Genomic DNA, 26780 nt, shown 5'->3' on the forward strand with positions numbered 1-26780 from the left:
GCTTGAGTACGTTGGGCCCATGACCGGCGACGACGCATGGGCAGGCCTCGAGGCGCGGGTACAGACCTGGATCGACGACGACCCCGATCCCCAGACGGCTGACGAGCTGCGCGGCCTGCTCGACCTGGCCCGCTCCGCACCCCCGGCGCTCGCGCCCGGGCACGAGCCCGACCCCACGCAGCGCCAGGCGCTCGACGCACGCTCGGCTGCCCGCGACGAGCTGGCGGACCGGTTCACCGGACTGCTCCAGTTCGGCACCGCGGGGCTGCGCGGGCGGCTCGGCGGCGGTCCGCACCGGATGAACCGCGCGGTCGTCATCCGGGCCGCGTCCGGGCTCGCCGACTACCTGCTGGGCGAGCTCGACGGTGTCAGCCCTCGCCCGCGCGTGGTGATCGGGTACGACGCCCGGCACAAGTCCGTCGACTTCGCGCGCGACTCGGCGGCGGTGCTCACCGCGGTGGGCATCGAGGTGCTCGTCCTGCCGTCGGCGCTGCCCACCCCGGTGCTCGCGTTCGCCGTCCGCCACCTGGGCGCCGACGCCGGGATCATGGTGACCGCGTCCCACAACCCGCCCCAGGACAACGGCTACAAGGTCTACCTGGGCGGCCGCGTGGTCACCGACTCCGGGCAGGGCGCGCAGATCGTGCCCCCGGCCGACGCCGCCATCGCCGCCGAGATCGCGCACGTGCCGTCCGTGGCCTCGGTGCCACGTGCCGCGAGCGGCTGGACGGTCCTCGGCCCCGAGGTGCTCGACGCGTACGTCGCCTCCGTCGTCGCGCTGGCACCCACCGACGACGCCACGCGCGCGGCCGCGAAGAAGCTCCGCATCGTCCTGACCCCGCTGCACGGCGTCGGCGGCGCGGTCGCCCAGCGGGTGCTCGCCGAGGCGGGGTTCGCCGACGTGCTGGTGGTGCCCGAGCAGGCGGAGCCGGACGGCGACTTCCCGAGCATCGCGTTCCCGAACCCCGAGGAGCCCGGCGCCATCGACCTCGCGATCGGCCTGGCCAGCGACGAGGGCGCCGACCTGGTGATCGCCCTCGACCCCGACGCGGACCGCTGCGGCGTCTGCGTCCAGGACCTGCGCCACCGGTCCTTCCGCGGTCCGGACACCGCGGAGGCAGAGGGCTGGCGCATCCTGCACGGCGACGAGACGGGGTCCCTGCTCGGGGCACGCCTCGCGTCCGCGCCGCACCCCAACGGGTCGGCCTTCGCCAGCTCGATCGTCTCGTCGCGCCTGCTCGGCAAGATCGCGCGCGCCGCGGGCTTCGGCTACTCCCAGACTCTGACGGGGTTCAAGTGGATCTCCCGCGTCGACAACCTGGTGTTCGGGTACGAGGAGGCGCTGGGCTACTGCGTGGACCCGGCGCACGTGCGCGACAAGGACGGCATCTCGGCGGCGGTGCTCGTCGCGGGGCTCGCGGCACGCCTGAAGGCGGAGGGCCGCTCGATCACGGACGCGCTGGACGACCTGGCCCGCGAGCACGGCCTGCACCTGACCGACCAGGTGTCCGCGCGCTTCGCCGACCTGTCGCAGATCGGCGCGACCGTGCAGCGGCTGCGCAGCCGGCCCCCCACGAAGCTGGGTGGATCCCGTGTCACCGAGGTGGTCGACCTCGCGACCGGGACCGAGGACGACCGGGACGGCCTGCCGCCCACCGAGGGGCTGCGCCTGCTCACCGCCGACGGGACGCGCGTCATCGTCCGCCCGAGCGGGACCGAGCCCAAGGTCAAGTGCTACCTGGAGGTCGTGCTCCCGCTGGACCCCGCGGCGGACCACAAGGCCGTCGGTCACGCCCGCACGGAGGCGCGCTCCCGGCTGGACGCCGTGGCCGCGGACGTGCGGACCGCGCTGGGGATCTAGGAGCTCGGGTCAGCGGGTCCGGGTGCAGCTGACCGGGGGCACCTGGAGGCCCGCGTCCCCGGGTGCGGTGCCCTGGAAGCCGAACGTCGCCGAGTCGCCGTCCCGCAGGGAACCGTTGTAGCTCATGTTCTCCGCGGTCACCTGGGAGCCGCTGGTGCCCAGGCGGGCGTTCCAGACGGTCGTGATCTGCTCACCGGCCGGGAGCGCCCAGGTCACCGCCCAGCCCTCCACACCGGTGCTGCCCGCGGTGACGACGACCTGCCCCTGGAACCAGTTCTGGCCCTCCGAGGTCCAGTGGTTGGTGACCGTGTAGACCGCCGTGCACGCGCTCGCCGGCATCGGTTCCGGCGGTTCGACGCCGCCCTCCGTGGGGCTCGGCGCCTTGGTCGGCTCCGGCGTCGGCGCCGGCGGGGTCCTGCTCGGGGTGGGTGTCGGCGTCGGCGTCGGCGTCGGGTCCGGGGTGGGGGTGGCGGTGGGCTCGGGTGCGTTGCTGAGCACCAGGTCGGCCGCCGAGAAGGGCACCGAGGTCGCGTTCACGTCCGCCAGGCTCGTCCGGCCGTCGCACCAGCGGGCGGGATCGAAGGTCGTGTACGTCCCCGAGGCGCAGGTGAAACTGACGACCGCGTCGCCCGCCACGAGCACGGTGCCGCCGAGGCGTGCAGTCGAGCGGACGAGCGCGACGTCGCGCACGACAGCGCTGCCCTCGACGACAGCGCCCGCCTCGACCCAGGCGCGGCCCTCGATCCGCGCGGTGCCCAGCACCTGCGCGTCCCCCCGGACCACGGCGTCCGGGCCGACGAAGGCGGTGGGGTCGACCGTCGCGGTGTCGTCCACCCAGCCGCCGCCGTTGGCGTGGCGGTGACCGCCGGGCGTCACGGCCCTCGCGGCGTCCTCGACCACGCGCGCGCCGGACAACCGGAACTCGTACGGGTACCGGGCGACCTCGCCGAACCCGGCGGTGGAGCCGTGCGCGTGGTTCTGCGTCGGGGTGCCGACGACGACCAGGTACACCTCCTGCTCCCCCGAGCGCAGCGTCAGCTGGACCTCCTGGTCGAGGCTCTCCGTGACCGGGCTGTACCGGGGCACGCCGTTGCGCAGGACGACGAACCCGAAGCTCAGGCCGGCGTCCGCGGCGTCGGTGTGGCCGCGCAGCCGCAGGTGGAGGTCACGGACCCCTGCGTCGGGCTGGAGGCGGACGATCGTGAAGCCGTAGTCGGACGGGGCGAACCCGTCGAGCACGCGGTAGTGCCCCGGGTCGCCCTCGACCGTCTCGACCGGGGTGGTCCGGTCCGCGAGCAGGACGGGGTCGAGTGCGTCGACCGCGGCGGCGATCGCGGACCGGTCCGTGAAGTCCCACGTGACGGTCCGCAGCGCGTACTCGGCGATCCGCCGGTTCAGGTCCGCCTGCGTGAGGCCGGTGAGCCGCTTGTAGGTGCTCAGCGGGTCCTCGCCCTCCTGCGCCTCGCGCCACATGCTCCCCAGCAGCCGCTCGCCGTCGCGCTCCGCGAGGTACTGGAGCAGCAGCCAGCCGCCGTCTCCCAGGCGCGGGCTCGCCCAGTGCAGCTGCGGGCTGCGCACCAGGTCGGCGGGGTCGCCGATCCCGCCGGGGGCGGCCACGGTGGCCAGGTAGGCCGCGCTGGCCGACCAGAACGTCGCGGCGTCGTCGGACGCGAACCCCCGACCGGGTGCGTCCAGCGAGGCGAAGCCCTGCACCACCTCGGCGAAGCCCCGCGCCAGCTCCCACGACGGGTCGAACTCCGAGCCGCCGGCGACCGCGGGGTCGGCGGTGGCGGGCGACGTCGCGGACCGGTGTCCCCGCGCGGTCAGCGCCGCTACGTCCACCCGCAACAGCCCGACGCCCTCGGTCACCGACCCGGTGACCCCGCGCTCGGGCTGCGAGAGCCCGCCGACCGTGGGGACGACGACGACCTCCGTGGGCGCGCCAGGCCCGTCGGACCAGGTCCCGTCGACGACCACGACGATCTTGTGCCGGGCGATCGCCCCGTCGGCGTCCACGACCCCCAGGTCGAACACGTCGAGCGCGTACAGCGCGTCCAGCTGGGCGACGGCCCGCGCTGCGTCGAACCGCAGCTCCGCCGGCGCCGTCGAGGGGTCGGGCCCGGCCCGGTCACCCCAGGCGAGCACCACGTCCTGGCCCTCGCGGACGTGCGCCTTCTTCCACGACTGAGTCCAGGCGGTCGGCACGACGACGGTCTTGTCGGAGCGGAGGTGCTGGACGGTCGCCCCCACGCCGAGGCCCGCCAGCAGGGCGACCAGGACCACGACGGCGACGATGCCGCCGCGTCCCCATCGCCCCATCCCCGCTCGTCCCCTCGCCCGGCGCACGCCGGGCGCGCTCCCGAGGACTCGGGCCCGCCGCACGGCCGCCCCACTGTCGCCGACCGCCCCGGTCGAGTCAATTGGGGGCAGAAGTCCCGATCGGGTGATTCTGCCGGTCGAGGCCGGCGCCTGCTCATATGAGCAAAGAATGCAACGAGTGTTGCGGCGCGCGGCGGCCGTGCCTACCCTGGGTCGACGTGAGAGGAACGGGATGATCGAGTCGGACGAGCTGCTGTCGATCCGCGCGGCCGAGCTGTACTACGAGGAGGACAAGACCCAGGACGAGATCGGGTCGATCCTCACGCTCACCCGCTGGAAGGTCGGGCGACTGCTCGCGCAGGCCAAGGCGAACGGCTTCATCCGCATCGAGATCGTGCACCCGCGCGCGCGCCGGCTGCCCCTCGAGCGCCGGCTGCGCGAGACCTGCGGCCTCACCGACGCCGTCGTCATCTCCGCGACCGGGGTCGACGACCCGGACGAGCTCCAGTCGCGGGTCGCCCAGGCGGCAGCCGACTACCTCACAGCCCTGCGCCCGGTCCCGCGCACCCTCGGCATCAGCTGGGGTCGGACCCTGGACGACGTCGCCCTGCACCTGCGGGACGGCTGGGCCCGCGACGTCGACGTCGTGCAGATCAACGGAGGCGTGAGCCTGAACCGGCGCGCCGGCACCGCCGCCTCCACCGCGGTCAGCATCGCGCAGAAGGCCGGTGGGCACGCCACCCTGCTGCCCAGCCCGGCGATCCTGGAGCGGCTGGAGACCAAGCAGGCCATCGAGTCCGACCGTGCCGTCTCGGCCGTGCTGGACCTCGCCGCGGGGGCCGACGCCTACCTGTTCAGCGCGGGGGCGGCCGACGCGGGCTCGGTGCTCGTCGACAGCGGCTACCTCACCGCCGAGGACGTGTCCGGGCTCGTCCGTCGGGGTGCCGTCGGCGACGTCGTCGGCAGGTACATCGACGCCGCCGGTGCCATCGTGGATCCCGGGCTCGACGAGCGGACCGTCGGACTGTCCCTCGAGAGCCTGCGCGCGGCGCGGCTCAGCATCGCGGTGATCGCGGGGGCGGCCAAGCACGCGGTCGCGAGCGCGGTCGTCGGCAGCGGCCTGTGCACCGTGCTCGTCACCGACGAGGAGACGGCCGTGCACCTCATCGAGCACCACCCACCCGTCCAGGACAGCGAAGGACAGCGAGGCACAGCATGACAGGCACCCAGATCGTCCCCGGGGAGCGCGCGATCGCGCTCCTGGGCGGTGAAGCGAACGACGCCAACCTGCGGCGCTACCTGCACGGCATCCCGGGGGTCGACGCCGTCGGCCTGGAGCAGCGCGCCGCCGGGCTCGGTACCCGCTCCATCAAGACGACCTCCAAGGCGTGGGCGCTGGACCGGATCATCGGGCTGATCGACCTGACCACCCTCGAGGGGGCCGACACCCCGGGCAAGGTGCGCTCGCTGGTGGCCAAGGCGGTCACCCCGGACCCGGCCGACCCCGGCTGCCCCCGCGTCGCGGCCGTGTGCGTGTACGGCGACATGGTCGGTCACGCGGTGCAGGCGCTGGGCTCCGCGCACGGCGACCCGGACCAGGGCAGGATCGCCGTGGCCGCGGTGGCGACGGCGTTCCCGAGCGGGCGCGCGTCGCGGTCGATCAAGCTCGAGGACACCGCCGACGCGGTCGCCGCGGGTGCCGACGAGATCGACATGGTCATCGACCGCGGTGCGTTCCTCGCGGGCCGGTACGGCCAGGTGTACGACGAGATCATCGCCGTGAAGGAAGCCTGCCGCCGCGCGGACGGGACCTACGCGCACCTCAAGATCATCCTCGAGACCGGCGAGCTGAACACCTACGACAACGTCCGCAGGGCGTCGTGGCTGGGGATCCTCGCGGGCGGCGACTTCATCAAGACGTCGACCGGCAAGGTCGCCCCGGCGGCCACGCTGCCCGTGACCCTGCTGATGCTCGAGGTCGTGCGCGACTGGTACCGGCTCAGCGGCGACAAGGTGGGCGTCAAGCCCGCCGGCGGCATCCGCACCTCCAAGGACGCGATCAAGTACCTGGTGACCGTCGCCGAGACCGTCGGCGAGGAGTGGCTGACCCCGCACCTGTTCCGGTTCGGCGCCTCGAGCCTGCTCAACGACGTGCTGATGCAGCGGCAGAAGATGACGACCGGCCACTACTCCGGTCCCGACTATGTGACGATCGACTGAAGGGCCCCTGATGTCATTCCTCGAGTACGCCCCGGCCCCTGAGTCGCAGGCGATCCTGAACCTGCGCAGCGAGTACGGCTTGTTCATCGACGGCGAGTTCCGCGAGGGCCACGGCACGCCGTTCGCCTCCATCTCGCCGGCCACCGAGAAGCACCTCACGACGATCTCCACCGCGGACGGCGCGGACGTCGACGCCGCCGTCGCCGCGGCCCGTCGCGCCTACGACCGCACCTGGTCGCGGATGTCCGGCGCAGACCGCGGCAAGTACCTGTTCCGCATCGCGCGCCTGGTCCAGGAGCGCAGCCGCGAGCTGGCCGTGGCCGAGAGCCTCGACAACGGCAAGCCGATCAAGGAGAGCCGCGACGTCGACGTGCCGCTCGTGGCGGCCTGGTTCTTCTACTACGCGGGCTGGGCCGACAAGCTCGACCACGCCGGCCTCGGCGCCAACCCCGCGTCGCTCGGCGTCGCCGCCCAGGTCATCCCGTGGAACTTCCCGCTGCTCATGCTCGCGTGGAAGATCGCCCCCGCGCTGGCCGCCGGCAACACCGTCGTGCTGAAGCCGGCGGAGACCACGTCCCTGACCGCGCTGCTGTTCGCGGAGATCGTGCAGCAGGCCGACCTGCCGCCGGGCGTCGTCAACATCATCACGGGCGCGGGTGCCACGGGCGTCGCGCTGGTCGGGCACGACGACGTGGACGCGGTCGCGTTCACCGGGTCCACGCCCGTCGGCCGGGCGATCGCGAAGTCCGTCGCCGGGACGCACAAGAAGGTGACGCTGGAGCTGGGCGGCAAGGCGGCGAACATCGTGTTCGACGACGCCCCCATCGACCAGGCCATCGAGGGGATCGTCAACGGCATCTTCTTCAACCAGGGTCACGTCTGCTGCGCGGGCAGCCGGCTGCTGGTGCAGGAGTCCATCCACGACGAGGTCGTCGACCGGCTGAAGTCCCGCCTGTCCACCCTGCGCCTGGGTGACCCGCTGGACAAGAACACCGACATCGGCGCGATCAACAGCTCCGCGCAGCTGGACCGCATCCGGGCGCTGAGCGACATCGGCGAGGCCGAGGGCGCCGAGCGCTGGACGGCCGAGTGCACCATCCCGGAGAACGGGTTCTGGTTCGCGCCGACCATCTTCACCAACGTCTCGACCAGCCACCGGATCGCCCAGGAGGAGGTCTTCGGGCCCGTCCTGTCGGTGCTCACGTTCCGCACCCCGGCAGAGGCGATCGCCAAGGCGAACAACACCCCGTTCGGCCTGTCCGCCGGCATCTGGTCCGACAAGGGCAGCCGGATCCTGGCCGTCGCCGACAAGCTCCGCGCCGGGGTCATCTGGGCGAACACCTTCAACCGGTTCGACCCGGCGAGCCCGTTCGGTGGCTACAAGGAGTCCGGCTACGGACGCGAGGGCGGCCGCCACGGCATCGCCTCCTACCTGAAGACCGCCGCGCCCGCCGCAGCCCTCGAACCCACGCGCAAGTCCGTCACCAAGGGAGCCGCCAAGTGACCCGCCTCGCCGTGCCCAAGACCTACAAGCTGTACATCGGCGGGGCGTTCCCGCGCAGCGAGTCCGGTCGGACGTACGAGATCGTCAGCGCCAAGGGCGCGTTCCTGGCCAACGCCTCGAAGGCGTCACGCAAGGACGCCCGGGACGCCGTGGTCGCCGCCCGCGGCGCGTTCGGCGGCTGGTCGGGTGCGACCGCGTACAACCGCGGCCAGGTGCTCTACCGCGTGGCCGAGATCCTCGAGGGCCGTCGCGCGCAGTTCGTCGCCGAGATCGTCGATGCCGAGGGCGTCTCCACCGCCGTCGCGACCGCCCAGGTGGACGCTGCGATCGACCGCTGGGTCTGGTACGCCGGCTGGGCCGACAAGTACGCGCAGGTGGCCGGCAACGCCAACCCCGTCGCCGGGCCGTACTTCAACATCTCGGTGCCGGAGCCCACGGGCGTCGTCGCGATCATCGCGCCGCAGGACTCGTCCCTGCTCGGGCTGGTCTCCGCGGTGGCCCCCGCGCTGGTCGCCGGGAACACGGTCGTGGTGGTGGCGTCCGAGCGGCTCCCCCTGTCGGCGATCAGCCTGTCCGAGGTGCTCGCGACCAGCGACGTGCCCAAGGGCGTCGTCAACGTGCTCACGGGGTCGCCCGCAGAGATCGCGCCCTGGCTGGCCAGCCACCAGGACGTCAACGCGCTCGACCTGGTCGGCGCCGGCGCCCTCGACTGGGTCGACCTCCAGATCGCGGCCGCTGACACCCTCAAGCGGGTGCTCACGCCGGAGAACGGCTCGGACGCAGCGGCGCCGACTCTGGGCCGGATCACGGCGTTCGTCGAGACGAAGACCGTCTGGCACACGAAGGGCCTGATCTAGCCCGACGCCCGACGCCCGACGCCCGACGCCCGACGCCCGACGCCCGACGCCCGACGCCCGACGAGAACAACCTTGCACGCGTTCTTGACTTCTATAGCGCGTGCAAGGTTGTTTTCGCGCGCTCGCGGCATCGCCGCGAGGAGGTCAGGCGCGGTGGCGTCCGCCGCGGGCCGCCATGTACGCGGGCCGGATGACCTGGTCGATCAGGGCGGACCGCTCGTCGTGGTGCAGGAACGAGTGCGCCGCGGCGGTGACGGCCACGTCGCGCAGGTCCACCAGGTCCCAGCCGGCCTCCTGGACCAGGAGCGTGAGCTCCCGGGTCATCGAGGTGCCGGACTGCAGGCGGTTGTCGGTGTTGACCGTGACGGCGAAGCCCAGGTTCCGCAGCCGTGTGACGGGGTGGGTGGCGACGGACTCCGCGGCTCCCGTCTGCACGTTGGACGACGGGCACAGCTCCAGCGGGATGCGCCGGTCCCGCACCCAGTGCGCGAGCGTGCCCAGGCGATCGCCCAGGCCGTCGGTGGTGATGTCCTCGACCAGCCGGACTCCGTGACCGATCCGGCAGGCGTGCGCGACGTGCACGGCCTCGGCGATCGACTCGACGCCGGCCGCCTCGCCCGCGTGCACGGTCGCGGGGAAGTCCGCGTTCGCGAGCGTCGTGAACGCGGCGGCCTGCCGTGAGGGCGGGAAGCCCGCCTCGGCGCCGGCGATGTCGAAGCCGACCACGCCGTTGTCCCGGTTCTCCAGCGCGAGCGCCGCGATCTCGTCCCCGCGGTCCGCGTGCCGCATGGCGGTGATCAGGGTGCCGACCCGGATGGAGCGGCCCTGCGCCGCGGCCTCCGAGATCCCCTCGGCGAACCCGGCCTGCACGGCGTCGACCACCTGCTGGAGCGAGAGTCCCTTCTGGAGGTGCTGCTCGGGCGCGTACCGCTGCTCGGCGTACACGACCCCGTCGGCAGCCAGGTCGAGCACGGACTCGCGCGCGACCCGGCGCAGCCCGTCCTCGGTCTGCATGACGGCGACCGTGTGGTCGAACGTCTCGAGGTACCGCTCCAGCGTGCCGGAGCTGGCGGCCTCGACGAACCAGCGCCCCAGCTCGACGGGGTCCGTCGCGGGCAGCTCGTAGCCGATCTCGGCGGCGAGCTCGATGATCGTCGCCGGCCGCAGGCCCCCGTCGAGGTGGTCGTGCAGGACGACCTTGGGCAACGTCGGGATCAGCGCGACCAGGGCTGCAACCGGGTCGGTGGCCTCGGGCGGGTCGCTGGGGGCGTCAGCCACCGAGGGCTCGGAGGGGGAGGTCATGCGCTCACCGTACCGGGACGGACCGCCCTCACCACCGCTCAGGCGTCGCCGCTCTCGTCGTCGGTCGGTACCTCGGTGTCCTGCTCCACGACGTCGGCCTCGTCCGCGCGGCCGTCCCGGTCGGCCCGGGCGAACTCCGGCTCGTACTCCTCGGGGTCGGCGTCGTCGGCCGACGCGTCGTCGTCGCCGAGCCGGCGGGGCACGTCCAGGTCCGCCGGGGCCAGGCCGGCGTCCCGCCACGAGTCGTTCCCGGGCACGGTGCTCATGACCCCATCGTGCTCCCGTCGGCGCGCGCCCGGAAGGGTCAGGCGTCGATGCGGTCGATCACCAGGGAGCGTGCCGCCACGGCCGTGCCCGCGGGCGCGACGACGACCGCACCGTCGAGCGCCTCCCGCGCGCGGGCGAACCGCTCGGGGGTGTCCGTGTGGAGTGTCATGAGCGGCTGACCGGCTCGCACGACGTCGCCGGGCTTCGCGTGCAGCTCGACGCCGGCGCCCGCCTGCACCGGGTCCTCCTTGCGCGCGCGTCCCGCGCCGAGGCGCCACGCAGCGATGCCCACCGCGTACGCGTCGAGCCCGAACAGCACCCCGTCGGACTCCGCCAGCACCTGCTCGGTCTCCCGGGCCACGGGCAGCGTCGCGTCCGGGTCGCCGCCCTGCGCCGCGATCATCCGTTTCCACGCGTCCATCGCGCGACCGTCGGACAGCGCGGCCACGACGTCCTGACCCGGGCGGCCCGCTGCGTCGAGCATCTCGCGCGCCAGCGCCACGGTGAGCTCCACGACGTCCGCGGGTCCCCCGCCGGCCAGCACCTCGACCGACTCGCGCACCTCGAGGGCGTTGCCCGCGGTCAACCCGAGCGGCGTCGACATGTCGGTGAGGAGCGCCACGGTCTTCACGCCCGCGTCCGTGCCGAGCGCGACCATCGTGCGGGCCAGCTCGCGGGCGCGGGCGACGTCCTTCATGAACGCGCCGGAGCCGACCTTCACGTCGAGCACGAGCGCACCCGTGCCCTCGGCGATCTTCTTGCTCATGATCGAGCTGGCGATCAGCGGGATGGCCTCGACCGTGCCCGTGACGTCCCGCAGCGCGTACAGCTTGCGGTCGGCGGGGGCGAGCCCGGACCCGGCTTGGCAGATGACGGCGCCGACGTCGTCGAGCTGCGCCATCATCTCCTCGTTGCTCAGCGCGGCCCGCCAGCCGGGGATGGACTCCAGCTTGTCCAGCGTCCCGCCGGTGTGGCCCAGACCGCGGCCCGACAGCTGCGGCACAGCGACGCCGAACACCGCGACGAGCGGCGCGAGCGGCAGCGTGATCTTGTCCCCCACGCCGCCGGTCGAGTGCTTGTCCGCGGTCGGGCGCGACAGCCCGGAGAAGTCCATCCGCTCGCCGCTCGCGATCATCGCGGCCGTCCACCGGGCGATCTCGGCGCGGTCCATGCCGTTGAGCAGGATCGCCATGTTCAGCGCCGACATCTGCTCCTCGGCCACCACCCCGCGCGTGTACGCGTCGATGACCCAGTCGATCTGCGCGTCGCTCAACCGGTGCCCGTCGCGCTTGGTGACGATGACGTCGACTGCGTCGAAAGCCTCGGTGCTCATGCCCGTTCCTCCAGGTCGGCGGGCCCGAACGCGTCCGGGAGCACCTCGGTCATCGGCTTGATGCCGTGCGTCGTCTCCACCAGCAGCCGGGCTCCGCCGTGCTCCCAGAGCAGCTGCCGGCACCGGCCGCAGGGCATCAGGACGTTCCCGTGCTTGTCCACGCACGTGAACGCCACCAGCCGTCCGCCGCCCGAGACGTGCAGGCCGGAGACCAGCGCGCACTCGGCGCAGAGCGTCACGCCGTACGACGCGTTCTCCACGTTGCAGCCGACGACCACCCGGCCGTCGTCCACCAGCGCAGCGGCGCCGACGGGGAAGTTCGAGTACGGCGCGTACGCCTTGTGCATGACCTCGGTGGCGGCGGAGCGCAGGGCGTCCCAATCAATGAGTGACTCGCTGTTCATGTCCGCTTTTCACTTCGTGTAGGGGATGCCCTCGGCGGCCGGCGGGCGCACGCGTCCGACCAGCCCCGCGACGGCGAAGATCGTCACGATGTACGGCGTCATCAGCATGATCTGGCTGGGGATCGGCGTTTGGATGATGCTCAGCTGGAGCTGCAGGTTGTTGGCGAACCCGAACAGCAGGGCCGCCGCCAGCGCACCCTTGGGGCTCCAGCGGCCCAGGATCATGGCGGCGAGCGCGATGTACCCCTTGCCGTTGGTCATCTCCTTGCCGAACGCCAGCCCCGCGGCCACCGTGAAGAACGCGCCACCCAGACCGGCCACCGCCCCGCCCAGCACGGTCGAGCGCAGACGCGTGCGGTTGACCTTGATGCCGACGGTGTCCGCGGCCTTCGGGTGCTCGCCGACCGAGCGCAGGCGCAGCCCCCAGCGGGACCGGAACACCATGATCTGCAGCACGATCACGACGACGTACATGATGTAGACGAGCGCGGTCTGCCGGAACAGCACAGGGCCGATGATCGGGATCTGCGAGAGCACGGGGATGCTGATGACCGGCAGGCCCGGGGGGTTGTTCCAGGTGTCCGGGTTCGCCTTGAGCACCGTGGAGAACAGGTAGCTGGTCACGCCGATGACCAGCACGTTCAGCACGACACCGACGATGATCTGGTTGACCACGTACTTGATGGAGAACAGCACCAGCAGCAGCCCGACGAGGGCGCCCGCGACCGGCGCGGCGATGAGCCCCGCATACGCGCTGCCGGTCAGGGTCGCGACGACTGCGGCGAGGAACGCGCCGCCCAGCAGCTGACCCTCGATGGCGATGTTGATGATGCCCGAGCGCTCGCACAGCAGACCCGCGAGGGCACCGAAGACCAGCGGGATGGCCAGGAACAGGGAGCCCTGGAGCAGGCCGGTCAGCGGCAGCGCGCTGTCCTTGCCGGCGACCGCCCAGACGAGGAACGCGAAGACCATGAGCACGCCGTACGTGATCGGCAGCCAGACGCCGGCCTTCTCGCGCCGGCGGGTCTCGTAGAAGGACACACCCGCGAGCGCCAGCGCCCCGAGGCACAGGACGATCGCCGTGAGCTTGGACGGCACCGAGAACGGTGTGAACTGGATGAAGTCACGCGACGTGGAGATGCCGAACGTGCTGGTCTCCCCGCTGGGACCGAGCAGGCCGAAGACGACCAGCCCGACCAGGGCGACCGCTGCGTAGGCGATCGGCGCGTGCCACCGGATCGGGGGCAGGACCTGCGCGGAGGCGGGGCGTGCCGACGCCGGGGCGTCGATCGTGGGGGCGCTCATGCGGTGACCTCCTTCGCGGTGACGGGGACGACGGGCTTCGGTGCGCGTGGCGTGTCCGGCGACGGGAGCCGGAACACCGACCGCACCAACGGCGGGGCCGCGATGAACAGGACGATGAGCGACTGCACGACGAGCACGATGTCGATGGGCGTCCCGGTGCGCGCCTGCATGACCACGCCGCCGGCGCGCAGCGCGCCGAACAGGATGCCCGCGAGCACCGTGCCGAGCGGCTTGGACCGGCCGAGCAGGGCGACCGTGATGGCGTCGAACCCGTAGCTCGCCGCGACGCCCGCGGTGAGCACCCGCTCGGTGCCGAGCACCTGCGCGGACCCCGCGAGGCCCGCGAACGCACCGGCCGTGAGCATGACCCAGACGTACGCCGCGTTCACCGAGATGCCCGCGGTGCGAGCCGCGTGCGGGTTGGACCCGACCGCGCGGAACCGGAAGCCGATGGTCGACCGCTCCATCAGCCACCACGCGAACACCGCGGCCGCGATGGCCACCAGGAAGCCCGCGTGCAGGCGGAACCCGCTGCCCAGCAGCAACGGGTAGACGGCCGTGTCCGGGATGGGCGGGCTCACCGGGTTGTTGCTGCCGGGCCGCTGGAACGCGTTGAGGCTCAGCAGGTACGCGACCAGGTACACCGCGATGTTGTTGAGCATGATCGTGACGATGACCTCGTGCGCGCCCGTGCGCGCCTTGAGCACGCCGGCGATGCCTGCCCACAGGGCGCCACCGAGCGCGGCGCCGATGACGCAGAGCAGCAGGTGCAGCACCGGGGGGAGGTCGAACGTGAACCCGATGTACCCGGCGAAGATTCCACCGAGGATGATCTGGCCCTGGGCGCCGATGTTGAACAGCCCGGCGCGGAAGCCGATGCCCAGGCCGAGACCGGCCAGGATCAGGGGGGTCGCGACCGTCAGCGTCTCGGTGAAGGGCCGGACCGCCCGGGACAGCTCCTCGGCCCGCGGGTCGTAGACGGCCCCCGCGAAGAGCGCCGCGTAGGCCTCCGAGACCGCGGTCCAGGCCGCGGACAGCAGGTCGCCGGGGCGCGAGAAGAAGTAGCCGGCCGCGGCCTGCACCGCCGTGTCGGCGGCGGCGATGAGCACCCCGCCGAGGATCAGCGCGAGCACCACCGCCAGCACCGAGACCAGCCAGCTGCTGGTGAGCATCTCGTGCAGGATCCGCCGTCCGCCGTCCGACCTGTCGGCCGGCTCGGCCACGCCCGTCTGCCCGGGGGGCGGCACCTGCGCGTCGGGCAGGGGGACCGGCGTCGGGCTGCTCACAGCTCCTCCTGGTCGGGCATCGTCGGGGCTGTCGGGGAAGTCGGGGCTGTCGGGGGGGCCGGCGGTGCCGGTGGCGCCCCCGGGGCGGCCGCCTCGAGGTCGGCGACGCCGAGCGTCGTGCGGTGCTCGGCGGCCTGCCGCACGGCGTCGTCCAGCGGCACGCCGGCCATCATCAGGCCCAGCACGTCGCGGTCCGTCCCACCGGGGACGTCGCCGACGATGCGGCCGCGGTACATCACCAGGATCCGGTCGGCGAGCGCCAGGACCTCGTCCAGCTCCGTCGACACGATGATCACCGGGGTGCCGTTGTCGCGCTCCTGGACGATCCGCGTGTGCACGAACTCGATCGAGCCGACGTCCAGGCCACGGGTGGGCTGGGAGGCGATCAGCAGGCGCAGCGGCCGCGACATCTCTCGCGCCAGCACCACCTTCTGCTGGTTGCCGCCGGACAGGGTGCTCGCGTGCGCGTCGATGGACCCCGTCCGCACATCGAACTCCGCGATCCGCTTCTCGGCGTTCTCGCGCACCGCGGCCGGCCGCAGGGCGACCCCGCGCGCGAAGGGCTCGTAGCGGTGCAGGTCGAGGATCAGGTTCTCGGCGATCGAGAAGTCGGCGATCACGCCGTCGGTCGAGCGGTCCTCGGGGACGAAGCCCACGCCGGCGTGGAGCACGTCGCGCACCGAGCGGCCGACCAGCTCGACGCCGTCCAGCGTCACGGAGCCGGCCACGGGGGCCTGGAGCCCGAGCACCACCTCGGTGAGCTCGGTCTGCCCGTTGCCCTGCACGCCGGCGATCGCGACGATCTCCCCGCGGGCGACGTCGAACGACACGTCGTCGATCTGCCGCACGCCCGCCTGGTCGATCACCGTGAGGTTGCGCACCTGCACGGTGACCTCACCGGGCACCGCGACGGAGCGGTCGACGCCGAGGTCCACCGAGCGGCCGACCATCATGGAGGCGAGCTCGGTCTCCGTCGACGACGGCTGGGCGGTGCCGACGACCTTGCCGCGACGGATGACGGTGATGCGGTCCGCGACCGCGCGCACCTCGCGCAGCTTGTGGGTGATGAAGACGATCGAGGTCCCGGACTCCTTGAGCTGGCGCATGATGCCGATCAGCTCGTCGGTCTCCTGCGGCGTGAGCACGGCGGTGGGCTCGTCGAGGATGAGGACCTCGGCCTGGCGGGAGAGCGCCTTGATGATCTCCACGCGCTGCTGGACGCCGACGGGCAGGTCCTCGATGTACGCGTCGGGGTCGACGTGGAACCCGAACCGGTCGGAGATCTCCTTGACCCGGCGGCGCGCCTCGGGAAGGTCGATCAGGCCTGCGCCGCGCACGGGCTCGTGACCGAGCACCACGTTCTCGGCGACGGTGAAGACGGGGACGAGCATGAAGTGCTGGTGCACCATGCCGATGCCCGCGGCCATCGCGTCCCCGGGCCCGGCGAACGTCACGGGCGCGTCGTCGACGAGGATCCTGCCCTCGTCGGGGACGTACAGGCCGTACAGCACGTTCATCAGCGTGCTCTTGCCGGCGCCGTTCTCGCCCAGCAGGGCGTGGATCTCGCCGGGCTCGACCACGAGGTCGATGTGGTCGTTGGCGACCAGCGGCCCGAAGGTCTTGGTGATGCCCTGCAGCTCCAGCTTCACCGGTGGTCTCCTTCGACGTCACGAGCGTTCTCAGACACTATCCATCTGCGTGGCGCGAGTGCGCCGGACAGGCCGACGGCCCGGGCACTGGCCCGGGCCGTCGTCCGTCGGTACTGCGTCAGATCACTTCGGGGAAGCGTCGGACTCGACGACGATGTCACCGGAGATGATCGACGCCTTGAGCTCGTCGAGCTTGGTGACGACGTCCGCGGGGACCTTCGACTCGAGGTCGTGGAACGGCGCCAGGCCGAGGCCCTCGTTCTCCAGCGTGCCGACGTACGGGTCGGAGCTGAAGGTGCCGTCGACGGCCTCGCTGATGGTGTCGAAGACGGCCGGGCCGATCTCCTTCATGACCGAGGTGAGGACGATCGGGCCGTACTCCGTGGTCTCGAACCAGTCGGCGTCGACACCGATGATCGAGACGGTGCCGGCCGCCTGCGCGACGGACGCCGTGCCGATGCCCACCGGGCCGGCGACGGGCATGATGATGTCCGCGCCCTGGTCGATGAAGCTCTGGCCGATGTTCTTGCCGTCGTCCTGGCTGTCGAAGTTGCCGGCGAAGACGCCGGTCTGCGCGGCCTTGTCCCAGCCGAGGAGCTGGACGGCGCCGCCGTTGTCCTCGTTGAACTTGGCGACGCCGTCGGCGAAGCCGTCCATGAAGATCGTGACGGACGGGATGGCGATGCCACCGAAGGTCGCGACCTTGCCGGTGGTCGTCGTCGCCGCGGCGACGTAGCCGGCGAGGTAGGCCGCCTGGGCGGTGTCGAAGAGGATCGGCTTGGCGTTGTCCAGGGTGACCGGGTTGAAGTCAGCGTCGGAGAACGAGCTGTCGACGAGCGCGAAGTTCACGTCCGGGTTGGCCTCGGCGGCCGCCTGGATCGGGTCCTCGAGCAGGAAGCCGACGCCGATGATCAGGTCGCAGTTCTCGGCGACGAGACCCTCGATGTTCGGGGTGTAGTCGGTGTCGGCGGCGGACTCGACGCTGGCAATCTCGATCCCGAGCTCCTCCTCGGCCTGCGTGAGGCCCTCGAAGCCGGACTGGTTGAACGACTTGTCGTCGAAGCCGCCCGCGTCCGAGACCATGCAGGCCTTGTAGTCGGCGCTCGCGGCTGTCTCGCCGCCAGTCGTCTCCTCGGTCTCCTCCGGAGCACTGCCACACGCCGCAAGCGCGAGGGCTACAGCCCCGCTGAGGGCGGCCACTCGAATGATCTTCTTCACGCGACTCTCCTGAATCTCGTCAGCAGCCGGTCCGGCTGGGCCGACCGTGCGGTTGGCACGACGGTGTACCACCACAAGGTCTGGGGCTGCCCGGCATTGATTCTCGGACCATAGCCAGCACGAGGTGTCGGGCAGGTTACCGGCGGGTATCCGTGCAGGTTCCGTTACCGACTTGGTATGTCCGCCCAGGTGACGGACGCGTCGTCTCAGCCCGCGAGAAGGGCAGTCCGCGCCAGGAGCAGTGCCCCGACCTCGACCGCGCGCTCGTCCACCCGGAGGTCGCCCTGGTGGATGTCGTAGGTGTGACCGCCCGGCGTGCGCGTGCCCAGCCGGGCCATCGCGCCCGGCACCTTGGTCAGGTACCAGGCGAAGTCCTCGCCGCCCAGCGACTGCTCGGTCAGCTGGACCGACCCGGCGCCCAGCACGTCGTGCGCAGCGGCCTCGAGGATCCCGGTCGCGTGCGCGGAGTTCTCGACGGGCGGGACGCCCCGGTGGTGCCGGACCTGGACCTCGACGCCCAGGGGCGCCAGGACCTGCTCGACCGCCGAGTGGAACACCTCCGACGCCTTCTCCCACGCGCGGACGTCCAGGCACCGCAGAGTGCCCTTGACGGTCCCCGTCGACGGGATCGCGTTGTGCGCCGACCCCGCCTGTACGGCGCCCCAGGTGAGGTTCACCCCGGAGCGCGGGTCCAGGCGGCGGCCCAGGATCGCGGGCACCTGCGTGATGACCTGCCCGAGCGCGAACACCACGTCACCCGTCAGGTGCGGGCGCGACGTGTGCCCGCCCGGTCCGGTGATCGTCACGGTGACCTCGTCGCTCGCGGACGTGATCGGGCCGATCCGGGTGCCCACCTGGCCGACGTCGACCTTGGGGTCGCAGTGGAACGAGTAGATCTCCCCGACGCCGTCCAGCCCGCCCGCGGCGACCACGTCGAGCGCCCCGCCGGGCTGCACCTCCTCGGCCGGCTGGAACACCAGCCGCACCCCGGTGCGCAGCTCGTCCGCCAGCTGGGCCAGGACGAGCCCGGCGCCGAGCACCGCCGCCGTGTGCACGTCGTGCCCGCAGGCGTGCGCGACGCCCCGCACGGTCGACGCCCACGGCGTGCCGGTGGTGTCCTGCACCGGCAGCCCGTCGAGGTCGGCGCGCAGGGCGATCCGCTTGCGGCCGCTGGTCGCCGGGCCCGGACCGATGTCGCAGATCAGACCGCTGCCGGGCAGGAGGCGCGGCTCGAGCCCGGCGGCCCGCAGCCGCTCGGCCACCAGCTTGGTGGTGCGGACCTCGGTGCGGCCGAGCTCCGGGTGCGCGTGCAGGTCCCGGCGGACGGCGGCCAGCTCGTCACGCAGCTCGGCGACCAGCACGGCGAGGCGGGCCGACGCGGGGTCGGTGGGGTCGGGTCGCAGGCTGGTCAGGGGGGCGACGACCGGGTCGGGATGAGCAGAGGACACGCTTCGACCCTAGCCGCGCACGCGAGCAGCGGCCGAGAGTGTCCGCGTCAGAGCAGGTCCTCGCGGCCGCGCGCGCGCCAGGCGTCGACCGCGGACTTCACGGCCTGCGCGTGCGCGAGCGTGGTCACCAGCACGGCGTCGGGGGTGTCGACCACCACGGCTCCGGGCAGACCGATCACCGACACGGTCCGGCCCGTCCCGGGCACGACGAAGGCTCCGTCGGCGTCGATGCGCAGGACGGCGCCGTCGTCGCCGAGGGTGTCCACCGGCAGGAGCGTGGCGAGCGACTCGAAGTCACCGATGTCGTCCCAGGTGAAGTCGCCGGGCACGACGGCCACTCCCCCGGCGGCGGCCACCGGCTCGGCGATCGCGTGGTCGATCGCGATCCTGGTCAGCCCCGGCCAGACGCGCCCCAGCACCTCGCCGCGGTCCGGGCCGTCCCAGGCGGCCGCGATCTCCTGCAGTCCGGCGGCGAGCGTCGGCAGCTGCGTCGCCAGGTGGTCCAGCAGGACGCGCGCGCGGACGAGGAACATCCCGGCGTTCCAGCGGTACTCCCCCGTCGCCAGGTACGCGGTCGCGGTGTCGGCGTCGGGCTTCTCCGTGAACCCGGCGGCGTGGGCGACCGTCGGCGCGTCAACCAGGCCGAGCGAGGCACCGGAGCGGACGTAGCCGAACGCGGTCGACGGTCCGGTCGCCGCGATGCCGATGGTCACGACGTACCCGGCACGGGCCGCGACGACGCCCTCGCGCACGGCGCGCTGGAACCCCTCGGCACCGTCGATGACGTGGTCGGCCGCGAACGACCCGAGCACGACGTCCTCGCCGTGCCGGGCGAGCAGGACCGCGGCGGCCAGCCCGATCGCGGCCATCGAGTCGCGCGGCGAGGGCTCGGCCAGCACGTCCTCGGCCCCGACCTCGGGCAGCTGCCCGGCGACGGTCTCCGCGTGCCGTGCCCCGGTCACCACGAGGACGCCCCCCGCCCCGGTGAGCGGGAGCAGCCGGTCGACCGTCGCCTGCAGCAGGGTGCGACCCGAGCCGGTGAGGTCGAGCAGGAACTTCGGGTGGCCCGCGCGCGACAGCGGCCACAGGCGCGTGCCCGCACCGCCTGCCGGGACGACGGCGTGGAATCCGGGGATCACCGAGGACACGGTGGGCGTGGTCGACATGGGGGTCAGGGTAGCGACCGCGCGCCCCTGCCCCACGCTGTGCAATACCTCACAGCGGGGGCCTAAGGACCCTTGCCGAGCGGTTGCGTACTCCTCAGTTCACTACAGTTGGGCCGACAAGGACGCCGTCGTCCGAACCTCTGATCCGCCAGGAGGCCCCCAGTGCCCGCAGCGCCCGCGCCCAGCGGAGTGCCGGCCACCCGCAAGGTGCCCGCCGGAACGCTCTACCGAGGGCGGGAAGGTATGTGGTCGTGGGTCGCCCATCGGGTCACCGGCGTCGCGATCTTCTTCTTCCTGCTCGTGCACGTGCTGGACACCTCGCTCGTGCGCGTGTCGCCCGAGGCCTACAACGACGTGATCGGCACGTACAAGAACCCGATCATGGGGCTCGGTGAGGCCGGGCTCGTGGCCGCCATCGTGTTCCACGCGTTCAACGGCATCCGGATCATCCTGGTGGACTTCTGGGCGAAGGGCCCCAAGTACCAGCGCGTGATGCTCTGGGTGGTGATGGGCCTGTTCGCCGTGACCATGGCCGGCTTCCTGCCCCGTCACCTCATGCACGTGTTCGGAGGCGAGTGATGACCACGATCGCCGACCCGAAGGCCCCACGTCCGCCGAAGCCCCGTCCGGCCCGCCTCACCACCCGCGGCAACACCGAGCTCTACGGCTGGGTGTTCATGCGCGCGTCCGGCGTGATCCTCGTCGTCCTGATCTTCGGGCACCTGTTCGTCAACCTGGTCGCCGGTGAGGGCATCTCCGCGATCGACTTCGGCTTCGTCGCCGGCAAGTGGGCGTCGCCGTTCTGGCAGATCTGGGACCTGCTGATGCTCTGGCTCGCGATGATCCACGGCACCAACGGCGTGCGGACGATCATCAACGACTACGCGGAGCGCGACGGTGTGCGGCTCGCCCTCAAGGCGTCGCTGTACCTGGCGTTCGTCGTCGTCGTCGTGCTCGGCACGCTCGTCATCTTCACGTTCGACCCGTGCCCGGCGGGATCACCGGCTGACCTGCTGCCCTCGTTCTGCACCACGGCCTGACGCTCTCCCCTCAGAAACAGGAAGGCATCGACCGCGATGCAGACCCACCAGTACGACGTCGTGATCGTCGGCGCGGGCGGCGCCGGCATGCGCGCGGCCCTGGAGTCCTCGACGCGCGTGCGCACCGCCGTCATCTCCAAGCTCTACCCGACGCGCTCCCACACGGGTGCGGCGCAGGGCGGCATGTGCGCCGCCCTGGCCAACGTCGAGGAGGACAACTGGGAGTGGCACACGTTCGACACCGTCAAGGGCGGTGACTACCTGGTGGACCAGGACGCCGCCGAGGTGATGGCCAAGGAGGCCATCGACGCGGTGCTGGATCTGGAGAAGATGGGCCTGCCGTTCAACCGGACGCCCGAGGGCAAGATCGACCAGCGCCGGTTCGGCGGGCACACCCGCAACCACGGCGAGGCGGCCGTGCGCCGGTCCTGCTACGCCGCGGACCGCACCGGCCACATGATCCTCCAGACGCTCTACCAGCAGTGCGTGAAGAACGACGTCGAGTTCTACAACGAGTTCTACGTGCTCGACCTGCTGGTGGACCACGACCTCGCGGCCGGCCACGTGCCGGACGGCGAGGAGGTCAACGTCTCGGGCGTCGTCGCCTACGAGCTGGCCACCGGCGAGATCCACGTGTTCCGGGCCAAGTCGGTGGTCCTGGCCACGGGCGGCGCCGGGAAGATCTACAAGACGACCTCCAACGCACACACCCTCACGGGCGACGGCATGGCGCTGGCGTACCGCCGCGGCATCCCGCTGGAGGACATGGAGTTCTTCCAGTTCCACCCGACCGGCCTGGCCGGGCTCGGCATCCTTCTGTCGGAGGCCGCGCGCGGCGAGGGCGGCATCCTGCGGAACTCCGAGGGCGAGCGCTTCATGGAGCGCTACGCCCCGACCATCAAGGACCTGGCGCCGCGCGACATCGTCGCCCGATCCATGGCCAACGAGGTGCGCGAGGGCCGCGGCGCCGGTCCGAACAAGGACTACGTGCTGCTCGACCTGACGCACCTCGAGCCGGCGCACATCGACGCCAAGCTCCCCGACATCACCGAGTTCGCCCGGACGTACCTCGGCATCGAGCCGTACACCGAGCCCGTGCCGGTCTACCCGACGGCGCACTACGCGATGGGTGGCATCCCCACCAACATCGAGGCGCAGGTGCTGCGCAACTCCACCGACGTCATCCGCGGCCTGTTCGCCGCCGGCGAGGTCGCGTGCGTGAGCGTGCACGGCTCCAACCGCCTGGGCACCAACTCGCTGCTCGACATCAACGTGTTCGGCAAGCGGGCCGGCATCTCGGCTGCGGCCTACGCGCAGACCGCGTCGTTCATCGAGCTCCCCGACGACCCCGCGGCCACGGTCGTCGCCGGGCTGGAGGAGATCCGCACGCGCCCCGACGGCGAGCGTGTATCGGACATCCGCAAGGCGCTCCAGGAGTCGATGGACCTGAATGCGCAGGTGTTCCGCACGTCCGAGTCGCTGACCCAGGCGCTCAACGACATCAAGGCCCTCCAGAAGCGGTTCCGCCGGGTGTCGGTGCAGGACAAGAGCAAGATGTTCAACACCGACCTGCTCGAGGCCGTCGAGCTGGGCTTCCTGCTCGACATCGCGGAGACGGTCGTCGTCGGCGCCCTCAACCGCGACGAGTCGCGCGGCGGGCACTTCCGCGAGGACTTCCCGGACCGCGACGACAAGAACTACATGCGCCACACGATGGCCTACCGGCGCCCGCTCCCCGTGAAGGGCCACCGCCTCTGGGGCACCGAGGGCGACGGGGACCACAAGGGCTCGTTCGCGCACACCACCCTGTTCGAGGACTACCAGCTCGTGCTGGGCTCCAAGCCCGTCACGATGACCCGCTACCAGCCGATGGAGCGTAAGTACTGATGACTGCGACGCTTGACGCGCCCTCGGCCGCTCCCGTGATCCCGTCCTTCGACGTGACCCTGAAGATCCGGCGCTTCCTGCCGGACGACGGGGCCGGCGCACCGGAGCCGTACTGGGACGAGTTCACGGTCCGCGCCCACGGCACCGACCGCGTCCTCGACGCCCTGCACAAGGTGAAGTGGGAGGAGGACGGCTCGCTGACGTTCCGTCGCTCCTGCGCCCACGGCGTCTGCGGGTCCGACGCGATGCGGATCAACGGCCGCAACCGGCTGGCCTGCAAGACGCTGCTCAAGGACCTGGACCCGAGCAAGCCGATCATCATCGAGCCCATCAAGGGCCTGCCGGTGATCAAGGACCTGGTCGTCGACATGGAGCCGTTCTTCGCGTCCTACCGCGAGATCATGCCGTTCCTCATCACCACCGGGAACGAGCCCACCAAGGAGCGCCTGCAGAGCGCCGAGCAGCGCGAGCGGTTCGACGACACCACCAAGTGCATCCTGTGCGCCGCGTGCACCTCGTCGTGCCCGGTGTTCTGGACCGACGGCCAGTACTTCGGCCCCGCGGCGATCGTCAACGCGCACCGGTTCATCTTCGACAGCCGCGACGAGGGTGGCGCCCAGCGCCTCGAGATCCTCAACGACAAGGAAGGCGTGTGGCGCTGCCGCACCACCTTCAACTGCACCGAGGCGTGCCCGCGTGGCATCGAGGTCACCAAGGCGATCCAGGAAGTGAAGCGCGCGATGATCACGCGCGCCTTCTGACGCACGACAGCGATTCGTCTACGAGGGGGGCACGCACCCGCACCGGGTGCGCGCCCTCTCGTGTGAGTACCTTGTTCCGCCTGGCGGAGCGAAGTCGTCACACGAGCTCGTCGGGGTGCGCGGGAGAAGTGAGTCGCGCAGCGGCCGTCAGGCGCGCGATGATCACCCGTGCCCGCTGAACCCCTCACCGCGACCCCCGGCCCGGACGACGAGATCCCGCTGCCCGGCGGGAACGTCGGCGGGGCGGTCCGCGTCGGTGACACGGTCCGCCGCCCGACCGGCCCGTGGACCCCGGCGGTCCACGAGCTGCTCGACTTCCTGGCCGCCGCGGAGCTCCCCCGCATCCCCCGGGTGCTCGGCATCGACGACCGCGACCGGGAGATCCTCACGTTCCTGCCCGGCCGCGTGCTGGACATCGGCCGGGAGACGCTCAGCGACGCCCAGGTCCGGTCGGCGATGCACTGGTTGCGGGAGTACCACGCGGTCGTCGCCGGCTTCCCGCGGGACACCCGGCGCTGGCGGTTCGTCGAGCGCGCGCTGGCGCCCGGCGAGATCGTCTGCCACCACGACTCCGCGATGTACAACATGACGTTCGACGGCGACGAGCTGGCCGGGGTGTTCGACTGGGACGTCGCCGGCCCCGGGATCCCGCTGGACGACGTGGCGATGTTCACCTGGAACAGCGCGGTCCTGTTCCCCGACGCCGACGCTGCCGAGGTCGCGCACGCCCTGCACACGATCGCGGACGGCTACGGCGGCCTGGACCCGCACGCGGTCCTCGACCACGTGATCACCCGCATGACGGACGCGGCCGACCGCATCGCGGCCGCGCAGGCGGCGGGAGACCCGGGGATGCTGCGGCTGGGCGAGGCCGGAGAGCCCGCCAACACCCGCGCACGCCTGAGGGTCCTCGCGTCGCGCCTCCCGGAGCTGCACGCCGCGGTGGACGCCACGCGCTGACGGCTCAGGCGGGCGCTCCCGGCGGCGCGACGTACGGCGGGTCGGCGGTCCAGGCGGCTGCGAGCAGCATGATCCGGGCGATCAGGTTGACCCACACCAGCAGCGTCACCAGCACGGCGACGGAGGTGAACAGCGGGTTCCTGCTCACGCTCCCCGCCACGACCGTCGTGCCCAGCGTCCGCACGATCCCGAGACCCGTCGCCGCGACCAGCGCCCCCCGGACCAGGTCCCGCCGCGGCGGGTGCTCCGCGGCCAGCACCGTGACGACCAGCACGAAGAGCGCGACGTCGATCGCGAACGCGACGAGGATGCCGAGCGCCCGCACCACGGCGGTCGTCAGACCGTCCCAGCCGAGGGCGTCGAGGATCCAGGACGCCACCGTCCCGAGGCCGGTGGTCAGGGTCGCCGACAGCAGCACGGCGAACCCCATCCCGACGAACCCGCCGAGGTCGCGAGCCTTGCCGAGCACCGGGTTGCCGCCGAGCTCCGTCGCGAACATCGCCCGCACCGACCTGCGCAGGGCCGTCATCGCCGCGATCGCGCTCAGCAGCAGCACCACGACGGCGACGATGCCCGCGACGGTCAGGTTGGTGGACAGCTCGAGCACCTCCGGGTCGATGGCACCCTGGCCGTCCCCGGTGTCGAGCAGGTGCGGATACGTGGTGTCGACGGCCCGCAGGACCCTCTCACGCAGCTCGTCGTTGTCACCGAGCACCGCGACGAACGCCGTGTAGCTGATGGTCAGTGCGGCGAACACCGAGAACAGCGCCGCGTAGGCGATGCCGCCCGAGAGGACGCCGCCGCTGCGTGCGCGGAAGCGCGCGTTCGCCCGACCGGGTCGGGTGTGCTTCCACCACACGAACAGGGCCTTGCCCCGCGCGGCCGGTGACGTCTGCCGGACCCCTGCGCTCGCGACCTCGTCGGCTGCCATGGGCCGACCCTAGGTCGGGCGCGCGAGCCCGGTACAGGTCGAGGGCGGCGGCTCAGTCGGTGGGCGCCTCGGGTTCGTCGGCCGCCGGCTCGACGAACGGCGGGTCCGCGGTCCATGCGGCCGCCAGCAGGACGATGCGGGCGATGAGGTTGATCCAGACCAGCAGGGTGACGATCACGGCCACCGAGGTGAACAGCGGGTTCTTGCTCACGCTGCCGGCGACGACCGACGTGCCGAGGATGCGCACGATGCCGATGCCGACACCCGCGATGACCGCGCCCCAGCGCAGGTCCCACCACGCCGGGCGCTCGTCGGCGAGGACCCAGACGATGAGCAGGAACGTCGCCGCGTCGATGACGAACGCCACGAGGATGGCGAGCACGCGCGCCACGACCGTCGCCGCGCTCCCCCAGCCGAGCGAGTCGAGGATCCACGACGCCGCGCTCGCGACCCCCGTCGTCACGAGCGCCGAGAGCAGCACGGCGAACGCCATGCCCGCGAAGCCGCCGAGCTCGCGCGCCTTGCCGAGCACCGCGTTCCCGCCGGCACCCTCCTCGGCGAACATCGCCCGCACCGCGGTCCGCAGGGCCGCCATCGCCGCGATCGCGCTCAGCAGCAGCACGACGACGGCGATGATCCCCGTGACGGTCAGGCCACCGCTGAGCTCGAGGGACTCGGGCTTGATCATCCCGCCGTCGCCGGTGTCTATGAGCCCCGGCAGAGACTCGTTCACGGCGTCGAGGACCTTCTGCCGCAGCTCGTCGTTCCCGCCCAGCACCGCCATGAACACCGTGTAGCCGATGGTCAGCGCGGCGAAGACGGAGAACAGCGCCGCGTAGGCGATCCCTCCGGTGAGCACGCCACCGCCGCGGGCGCCGAACCGGGCGTTCGCGCGGGCCGGTCGGGTGCGCTGCCACCACGCGAACAGCGCCTTGGCCTTCTGGATCACTGACTGCTTGGGCCCCGTCTCGACCGGGTCCGGCGACGTCGCCACGGCGCGCGCGTGAGCGGCTCCCGCACCGACCGCGGGCCCTGTCTCGTCCGTGCCGTCGGCTGCCATGG

The 26780-nt window shown here is 72.1% G+C and carries 23 protein-coding genes; 10 read left to right on the forward strand and 13 right to left on the reverse strand.

Going from position 1 to position 26780, the window contains the following annotated elements:
- Positions 1-19 precede the first annotated feature (19 nt).
- Complete coding sequence (locus HP550_RS01410; protein WP_175345816.1) at positions 20-1861, forward strand: phospho-sugar mutase; 1842 nt, start codon at positions 20-22, stop codon at positions 1859-1861.
- A gap of 9 nt (positions 1862-1870) precedes the next feature.
- On the opposite strand, the gene HP550_RS01415 is transcribed toward HP550_RS01410, so the two are convergent.
- Positions 1871-4180, reverse strand: a complete 2310-nt coding sequence (locus tag HP550_RS01415) for a DUF6055 domain-containing protein (protein WP_175345817.1) — start codon at positions 4178-4180, stop codon at positions 1871-1873.
- 232 nt (positions 4181-4412) lie between these two features.
- Between HP550_RS01415 and HP550_RS01420 the strand changes: the two genes are divergently transcribed.
- Genes HP550_RS01420 through HP550_RS01435 form a run of 4 tightly spaced genes read left to right on the forward strand, consistent with a single transcriptional unit; the run spans position 4413 to position 8761 of the window.
- Positions 4413-5399 carry a sugar-binding transcriptional regulator gene (locus HP550_RS01420; protein ID WP_175345818.1) on the forward strand — a complete coding sequence of 329 codons (987 nt, stop codon included), beginning with the start codon at positions 4413-4415 and terminating at the stop codon, positions 5397-5399.
- Positions 5396-6400 (forward strand): deoxyribose-phosphate aldolase, encoded by a 1005-nt coding sequence (gene deoC / locus HP550_RS01425; protein ID WP_175345819.1) that lies wholly within the window; start codon positions 5396-5398, stop codon positions 6398-6400. Before HP550_RS01420 ends, deoC begins: the two co-directional genes overlap by 4 nt.
- A gap of 10 nt (positions 6401-6410) precedes the next feature.
- Positions 6411-7904: an aldehyde dehydrogenase family protein gene (locus HP550_RS01430; protein ID WP_175345820.1), complete on the forward strand. Its 1494-nt coding sequence runs from the start codon at positions 6411-6413 to the stop codon at positions 7902-7904.
- Positions 7901-8761 (forward strand): aldehyde dehydrogenase family protein, encoded by an 861-nt coding sequence (locus tag HP550_RS01435; RefSeq protein ID WP_175345821.1) that lies wholly within the window; start codon positions 7901-7903, stop codon positions 8759-8761. Before HP550_RS01430 ends, HP550_RS01435 begins: the two co-directional genes overlap by 4 nt.
- 144 nt (positions 8762-8905) lie before the next feature.
- Here the strand turns inward: HP550_RS01435 and HP550_RS01440 are convergent, their stop codons facing one another.
- The 10 genes from HP550_RS01440 to HP550_RS01485 all read right to left on the reverse strand — a co-directional run bounded on the left by HP550_RS01440 (position 8906) and on the right by HP550_RS01485 (position 20139).
- Positions 8906-10063: an adenosine deaminase gene (locus HP550_RS01440; RefSeq protein WP_175345822.1), complete on the reverse strand. Its 1158-nt coding sequence runs from the start codon at positions 10061-10063 to the stop codon at positions 8906-8908.
- Between the two features lie 38 nt (positions 10064-10101).
- Positions 10102-10329 carry a hypothetical protein gene (locus tag HP550_RS01445; protein ID WP_175345823.1) on the reverse strand — a complete coding sequence of 76 codons (228 nt, stop codon included), beginning with the start codon at positions 10327-10329 and terminating at the stop codon, positions 10102-10104.
- 38 nt (positions 10330-10367) lie between these two features.
- Positions 10368-11663 carry a thymidine phosphorylase gene (locus tag HP550_RS01450; RefSeq protein WP_175345824.1) on the reverse strand — a complete coding sequence of 432 codons (1296 nt, stop codon included), beginning with the start codon at positions 11661-11663 and terminating at the stop codon, positions 10368-10370.
- Positions 11660-12067: a cytidine deaminase gene (locus HP550_RS01455; protein WP_175345825.1), complete on the reverse strand. Its 408-nt coding sequence runs from the start codon at positions 12065-12067 to the stop codon at positions 11660-11662. Before HP550_RS01455 ends, HP550_RS01450 begins: the two co-directional genes overlap by 4 nt.
- A gap of 9 nt (positions 12068-12076) precedes the next feature.
- Entirely contained in the window at positions 12077-13372 is a 1296-nt protein-coding gene (locus tag HP550_RS01460; RefSeq protein ID WP_175345826.1) for an ABC transporter permease, read from the reverse strand.
- Positions 13369-14658: an ABC transporter permease gene (locus tag HP550_RS01465; protein WP_425484409.1), complete on the reverse strand. Its 1290-nt coding sequence runs from the start codon at positions 14656-14658 to the stop codon at positions 13369-13371. The genes HP550_RS01460 and HP550_RS01465 overlap by 4 nt, the downstream gene beginning before the upstream one ends.
- Positions 14655-16307, reverse strand: a complete 1653-nt coding sequence (locus HP550_RS01470; protein WP_175345827.1) for an ATP-binding cassette domain-containing protein — start codon at positions 16305-16307, stop codon at positions 14655-14657. The genes HP550_RS01465 and HP550_RS01470 overlap by 4 nt, the downstream gene beginning before the upstream one ends.
- Before the next feature lie 123 nt (positions 16308-16430).
- On the reverse strand, positions 16431-17525 hold the full coding sequence (locus tag HP550_RS01475) for a BMP family lipoprotein (protein ID WP_175345828.1): 1095 nt from the start codon (positions 17523-17525) through the stop codon (positions 16431-16433).
- A gap of 206 nt (positions 17526-17731) precedes the next feature.
- Positions 17732-18928 (reverse strand): amidohydrolase, encoded by a 1197-nt coding sequence (locus tag HP550_RS01480; protein WP_246280399.1) that lies wholly within the window; start codon positions 18926-18928, stop codon positions 17732-17734.
- Between the two features lie 92 nt (positions 18929-19020).
- On the reverse strand, positions 19021-20139 hold the full coding sequence (locus tag HP550_RS01485) for a mannose-1-phosphate guanylyltransferase (RefSeq protein ID WP_175345830.1): 1119 nt from the start codon (positions 20137-20139) through the stop codon (positions 19021-19023).
- Positions 20140-20328: 189 nt separating this feature from the next.
- On the opposite strand from HP550_RS01485, the gene sdhC reads away from it, so the two are divergent.
- The 5 genes from sdhC to HP550_RS01510 all read left to right on the forward strand — a co-directional run bounded on the left by sdhC (position 20329) and on the right by HP550_RS01510 (position 24787).
- On the forward strand, positions 20329-20718 hold the full coding sequence (gene sdhC / locus HP550_RS01490) for a succinate dehydrogenase, cytochrome b556 subunit (RefSeq protein ID WP_343047934.1): 390 nt from the start codon (positions 20329-20331) through the stop codon (positions 20716-20718).
- Positions 20718-21179 (forward strand): succinate dehydrogenase, hydrophobic membrane anchor protein, encoded by a 462-nt coding sequence (gene sdhD / locus HP550_RS01495; RefSeq protein ID WP_057207982.1) that lies wholly within the window; start codon positions 20718-20720, stop codon positions 21177-21179. Before sdhC ends, sdhD begins: the two co-directional genes overlap by 1 nt.
- 36 nt (positions 21180-21215) lie before the next feature.
- Positions 21216-23066 (forward strand): succinate dehydrogenase flavoprotein subunit, encoded by a 1851-nt coding sequence (gene sdhA, locus HP550_RS01500; RefSeq protein ID WP_175345832.1) that lies wholly within the window; start codon positions 21216-21218, stop codon positions 23064-23066.
- Positions 23066-23827, forward strand: coding sequence for a succinate dehydrogenase iron-sulfur subunit (locus tag HP550_RS01505; RefSeq protein ID WP_175345833.1), 762 nt, complete (start codon positions 23066-23068; stop codon positions 23825-23827). Before sdhA ends, HP550_RS01505 begins: the two co-directional genes overlap by 1 nt.
- A gap of 168 nt (positions 23828-23995) precedes the next feature.
- The gene (locus tag HP550_RS01510) at positions 23996-24787 is read left to right on the forward strand and encodes a phosphotransferase (RefSeq protein ID WP_175345834.1); all 792 of its coding nucleotides are present in this window, start codon (positions 23996-23998) and stop codon (positions 24785-24787) included.
- A gap of 4 nt (positions 24788-24791) precedes the next feature.
- Here HP550_RS01510 and HP550_RS01515 read toward each other — a convergent pair whose 3' ends face one another.
- Complete coding sequence (locus HP550_RS01515) at positions 24792-25718, reverse strand: YihY/virulence factor BrkB family protein (protein ID WP_175345835.1); 927 nt, start codon at positions 25716-25718, stop codon at positions 24792-24794.
- Between the two features lie 52 nt (positions 25719-25770).
- Positions 25771-26778: a YihY/virulence factor BrkB family protein gene (locus tag HP550_RS01520; RefSeq protein ID WP_175345836.1), complete on the reverse strand. Its 1008-nt coding sequence runs from the start codon at positions 26776-26778 to the stop codon at positions 25771-25773.
- Between the last annotated feature and the right edge of the window lie 2 nt (positions 26779-26780).

The sequence above is a fragment of the Cellulomonas humilata genome, assembly GCF_013359775.1.
Classification (GTDB): domain Bacteria; phylum Actinomycetota; class Actinomycetes; order Actinomycetales; family Cellulomonadaceae; genus Cellulomonas; species Cellulomonas humilata.

Excerpts from the sequence above, each read along its gene's own strand:
- HP550_RS01445 (WP_175345823.1), bottom strand. The coding sequence starts at position 10,329 with ATGAGCACCGTGCCCGGGAACGACTCGTGGCGGGACGCCGGCCTGGCC.
- HP550_RS01410 (WP_175345816.1), top strand. The coding sequence starts at position 20 with ATGACCGGCGACGACGCATGGGCAGGCCTCGAGGCGCGGGTACAGACC.
- HP550_RS01430 (WP_175345820.1), top strand. The coding sequence starts at position 6,411 with ATGTCATTCCTCGAGTACGCCCCGGCCCCTGAGTCGCAGGCGATCCTG.
- HP550_RS01415 (WP_175345817.1), bottom strand. The coding sequence starts at position 4,180 with ATGGGGCGATGGGGACGCGGCGGCATCGTCGCCGTCGTGGTCCTGGTC.
- HP550_RS01515 (WP_175345835.1), bottom strand. The coding sequence starts at position 25,718 with ATGGCAGCCGACGAGGTCGCGAGCGCAGGGGTCCGGCAGACGTCACCG.
- deoC (WP_175345819.1), top strand. The coding sequence starts at position 5,396 with ATGACAGGCACCCAGATCGTCCCCGGGGAGCGCGCGATCGCGCTCCTG.
- HP550_RS01460 (WP_175345826.1), bottom strand. The coding sequence starts at position 13,372 with ATGAGCGCCCCCACGATCGACGCCCCGGCGTCGGCACGCCCCGCCTCC.
- HP550_RS01455 (WP_175345825.1), bottom strand. The coding sequence starts at position 12,067 with ATGAACAGCGAGTCACTCATTGATTGGGACGCCCTGCGCTCCGCCGCC.
- HP550_RS01485 (WP_175345830.1), bottom strand. The coding sequence starts at position 20,139 with ATGTCGACCACGCCCACCGTGTCCTCGGTGATCCCCGGATTCCACGCC.
- HP550_RS01450 (WP_175345824.1), bottom strand. The coding sequence starts at position 11,663 with ATGAGCACCGAGGCTTTCGACGCAGTCGACGTCATCGTCACCAAGCGC.
- sdhA (WP_175345832.1), top strand. The coding sequence starts at position 21,216 with ATGCAGACCCACCAGTACGACGTCGTGATCGTCGGCGCGGGCGGCGCC.
- HP550_RS01420 (WP_175345818.1), top strand. The coding sequence starts at position 4,413 with ATGATCGAGTCGGACGAGCTGCTGTCGATCCGCGCGGCCGAGCTGTAC.
- sdhD (WP_057207982.1), top strand. The coding sequence starts at position 20,718 with ATGACCACGATCGCCGACCCGAAGGCCCCACGTCCGCCGAAGCCCCGT.
- HP550_RS01520 (WP_175345836.1), bottom strand. The coding sequence starts at position 26,778 with ATGGCAGCCGACGGCACGGACGAGACAGGGCCCGCGGTCGGTGCGGGA.
- HP550_RS01440 (WP_175345822.1), bottom strand. The coding sequence starts at position 10,063 with ATGACCTCCCCCTCCGAGCCCTCGGTGGCTGACGCCCCCAGCGACCCG.
- HP550_RS01505 (WP_175345833.1), top strand. The coding sequence starts at position 23,066 with ATGACTGCGACGCTTGACGCGCCCTCGGCCGCTCCCGTGATCCCGTCC.